At 74.1% G+C, this 3,409-nt stretch carries 2 protein-coding genes and 2 pseudogenes; 3 read left to right on the top strand and 1 reads right to left on the bottom strand.

What is annotated here, in order from left to right; genetic code table 11:
- Nucleotides 1-141: pseudogene (locus tag BZY54_RS53850) on the bottom strand (ABC transporter ATP-binding protein); the annotation flags it as partial.
- Nucleotides 142-186: 45 nt separating this feature from the next.
- On the opposite strand from BZY54_RS53850, the pseudogene BZY54_RS34210 reads away from it, so the two are divergent.
- The 3 genes and pseudogenes from BZY54_RS34210 to BZY54_RS34200 form a co-directional block, all read left to right on the top strand.
- Nucleotides 187-883 (top strand): annotated as a pseudogene (locus BZY54_RS34210) (peptidyl-tRNA hydrolase).
- 203 nt (nt 884-1,086) lie between these two features.
- Nucleotides 1,087-2,427, top strand: a complete 1,341-nt coding sequence (locus BZY54_RS34205; protein WP_086729209.1) for an MbnB/TglH/ChrH family RiPP precursor modification enzyme — start codon at nt 1,087-1,089, stop codon at nt 2,425-2,427.
- Between the two features lie 286 nt (nt 2,428-2,713).
- Nucleotides 2,714-3,409: DUF4142 domain-containing protein (locus BZY54_RS34200; RefSeq protein WP_107419895.1), on the top strand; the 696-nt coding region annotated here is incomplete at its 3' end.

The following is a 3,409-nucleotide window of genomic DNA, read 5'->3' as shown; positions in this document are numbered from 1 at the left end:
GGTGGACTTGCCGGTGCCGTTGGCGCCCTCGACGCGGGTCAGGGTGCCGGGCTCGATCGTCAGGTCGACACCGCGCAGAATCCAGGGGCCGCGCAGGCCGTAGCGGCGGCCGACGCCCTCCAGCCGTAGATCGCGTCGCATGGGGGCCATCCTCTCGCGCGCGGGGCGGTTGGCACACTTGAGGGCGTGACGTACGAGACCCCCGCTTCCGACAGCCCGTTCCGCGCCGAGCCCGGCGCACGCGACCTCGCCCCGCAGTTCGTGCTGCCGCTGGTGGTCCGGATGGAGCGGGCCGCNNGCGCTGGAGACGGCGGCCCGCGCGGTGCTGGTGCTGCTCGGCGACGAGCGTTCCCTGGGCGACGGCGAGTGGGCGCAGGCCGTGCGGGACTGGCAGGACGCCCGGATCCGCAAGGTGGTGCGCCGGGCGCGTGGCGCGGAGTGGCGTCGCGCCGAGGCACTGCCCGGCGTCACGGTCACGGGCAAGACGGCGGAGGTACGGGTCTTCCCGCCCGTCCCGCTGGACGGCTGGCCCAAGGACCTGGCGAAGCTCCAGGTCTCCGGGACCGACCTCGACGACCCGGAACCACCCGCGCGGCCCGACCCCGGCACCCCGGTGCTGTGGCTCAACCCCGACCTGGAGATGTCCGCCGGCAAGGCGATGGCACAGGCCGGCCACGGCGCCCAGCTCGCCTGGTGGGAACTGACGGACGAGCAGCGCACCACCTGGCAGGACGCCGGTTTCCCCCTCGTCGTCCGCACCGCCGCCCCCGGCCACTGGCAGGAACTCACCACCGGCGGGCTCCCCGTGGTCCGCGACGCGGGCTTCACGGAGATCGCCCCCGGCTCCTGCACCGTGGTCGCGGACCATCCTGCGCTGCGGTAGAGCCCTGCCTCGGGCTCGGCTCGGCTCGGCTCGGCTCGGCTCGGCGGGTGAACCTCAAATGTTCCTCTGAAGGTGCGGGCGGCGCGGTTCGGGATCGGGTGTCCCGGCCATACCCCCGTCACGCGCGTCGGCGCGCACGCGTCCGGTACGGGAGGCGTGTGCGCGGACGGCCGTCACGAGGGATGTGAGGGGGACGAGTGACGATGGAGCGGCTGGGGACGGGGATCGGCTGGCGGCCGGAGATCGCGGAGGCCGTGGAGCACATGCCGGGCGTCGACTGGGTCGAGGTGGTGGCCGAGAACCTGTGCCCGGGGCATCCGCCCGAGTCGCTGCTGCGCCTGCGGGCCCGCGGGGTGACGGTCGTGCCGCACGGTGTCTCGCTCGGTCTGGGCGGGGCCGAACGGCCCGACGAGGGACGGCTGAACGCCCTCGCCGAGCGGGCGGAGGCACTCTGCTCGCCGCTGGTGACGGAACACATCGCGTTCGTGCGGGCAGGCGGCCCGCTGACCGCCTCGGACCGGCTGGAGGCGGGCCATCTGCTGCCCGTGCCGCGCACCCGCGACGCGCTCGACGTGCTGTGCGAGAACGTCCGGATCGCACAGGAGGCGCTGCCCGTGCCGCTCGCCGTGGAGAACATCGCCGCGCTGCTGTCGTGGCCGGGCGAGGAGATGACCGAGGGGCAGTTCCTGTACGAGCTGGCCGACCGCACGGGCGTACGGCTGCTGATCGATGTCGCCAACCTCCACACCAACCACGTCAATCAGGGCGAGGACCCGGCCAAGGCGCTGGCCGAACTCCCGCTCGAGGCGATCGCGTACGTCCATGTGGCGGGCGGTTTCGAACGGGACGGGGTCTGGCACGACAGTCACGCCCACCCCGTTCCGGGGCCGGTCCTGGACGTCCTGACCGACCTCGCCTCCCGGGTGTCACCGCCTGGGGTGCTGCTGGAGCGGGACGAGAACTTTCCGGAACCGGGCGAGCTGGAACGGGAGTTGGGGGCGATCCGGGAGGCCGTGGAGCTGGGCCGTACGGCCACCGGGAGGCCTTCCGGGGACGTCGGCACGCCCGGGGAGTCCACATGCGTGCCGACCGCCGGCCGCCGCCCCGTGGCCCGGACGGCCGACACCGGACCCGCACGTGAGCGGCTCGCGCTCGGGCAGACGGCGCTGCTGTCGGCGCTGGTCGCCGGGACGCCCGCGCCGGAGGGGTTCGACGGGGTGCGGCTCGGTGTGCAGGCGCGGGCACTGGCGTCCAAGCGGGCGGGTGTCGTCGCCAAGGTGGCCCCCGAGCTGCCGGTGATCCTCGGGGAGGGCTACCGGGCCGCTTTCCTCACTTATGCGCAGGGGCATCCGATGCGCGGGGGTTACCGGCGGGACGCGATGGACTTCGTGGAGTCGCTGCTGCTGGACGGGCGGCCGGAGGACGCCGGGGTCCGGCGGGAGCTGCGGGGGTGGTGGCTGGAGCGGTCGGGGCCGGCGCCGCGGTCGAGCAGGCCGGCGGTGCGGGTGGCCCGGGCGGCGCGGCGGGTGCTGCTGCGCCGCTGAGGGCGAAGCCGACGGACGCCGACGCGAGCCGCGCGTCCCCGGCGAGGAACGCGGGGGCGCCGGCGGTGTGCCCGGTTCAACACCCGGGGAGCAGCGAGCACTTCACGCACCCGTATGTCATGTTTTGCTCGCTTGTGCGCCAACCCGATTCCCGGCCTTTTGCCCCGTTCCACCCGTTGGGCCCGCTCTCGTGCGCCCGGTGGCGGTCTCGCGCGCCGCAGTAATATGCCAAGCCTTCACACCCACCCGAGCGCACTGACGTGCGGTGCCGCGACAGGAGGCACCCATGCGACCGCGACCACCCGTCAAGGGCAGAGGCATCTTCAGCGGAACCGGCCTCATCCTCTCGGTCCTGGCCGGGACCGTGGTGGCCCTGCTCGTCCCGCTCTGGTCGTACACCCACCGGTCCGCCACGCCCCCGGACCTGCTGAGCGCCCGGACCGTGGCCACGCAGTACGGGCCGCTGTCCGAGCTCGACCGCGACTTCGTCACGAACGTCCGGCTGACCGGGCTGTGGGAACTGACCGCCGGGCAGCAGGCGGAGGAGAAGGGCACCACCGACGCCGTACGGTCGGCGGGCCGGCACCTCGTGCAGGGGCACACCTCCCTCGACCGGCGGGTGCGCGACGTGGCCGCCGGGCTCGGGCTGCCGCTGCCCGACGAGCCGACGGCCCGGCAGAAGCAGTGGCTGGACACGCTGAACGGAGCGCAGGGCGAGGACTACGACCGCAGGTTCGCCGGCATTTCACGGCTCGCGCAGGGGAAGATCTTCACACTCGCCGCCGAGGTGCGCGCGAGCACACAGAACTCGCTCGTGCGCGACCTCGCCGACGACGCGAACACGACGGTGCTGGAGCAGATCAGGGCCCTGGAGGCCACGGGGTTCGTCGACTTCGCCGCCCTGGCCCGCGATCTGGCGCCGAGCGGCGGCCCCACGAGCGCCGACTCCTCCGCCACCGGTTCCCCGGCCTCCGCCCCGGCC

Source organism: Streptomyces carpinensis (assembly GCF_002154505.1).
GTDB classification, from domain to species: Bacteria; Actinomycetota; Actinomycetes; order Streptomycetales; family Streptomycetaceae; genus Streptomyces; species Streptomyces carpinensis.
This window is presented reverse-complemented; position numbering and strand designations above follow the sequence as displayed.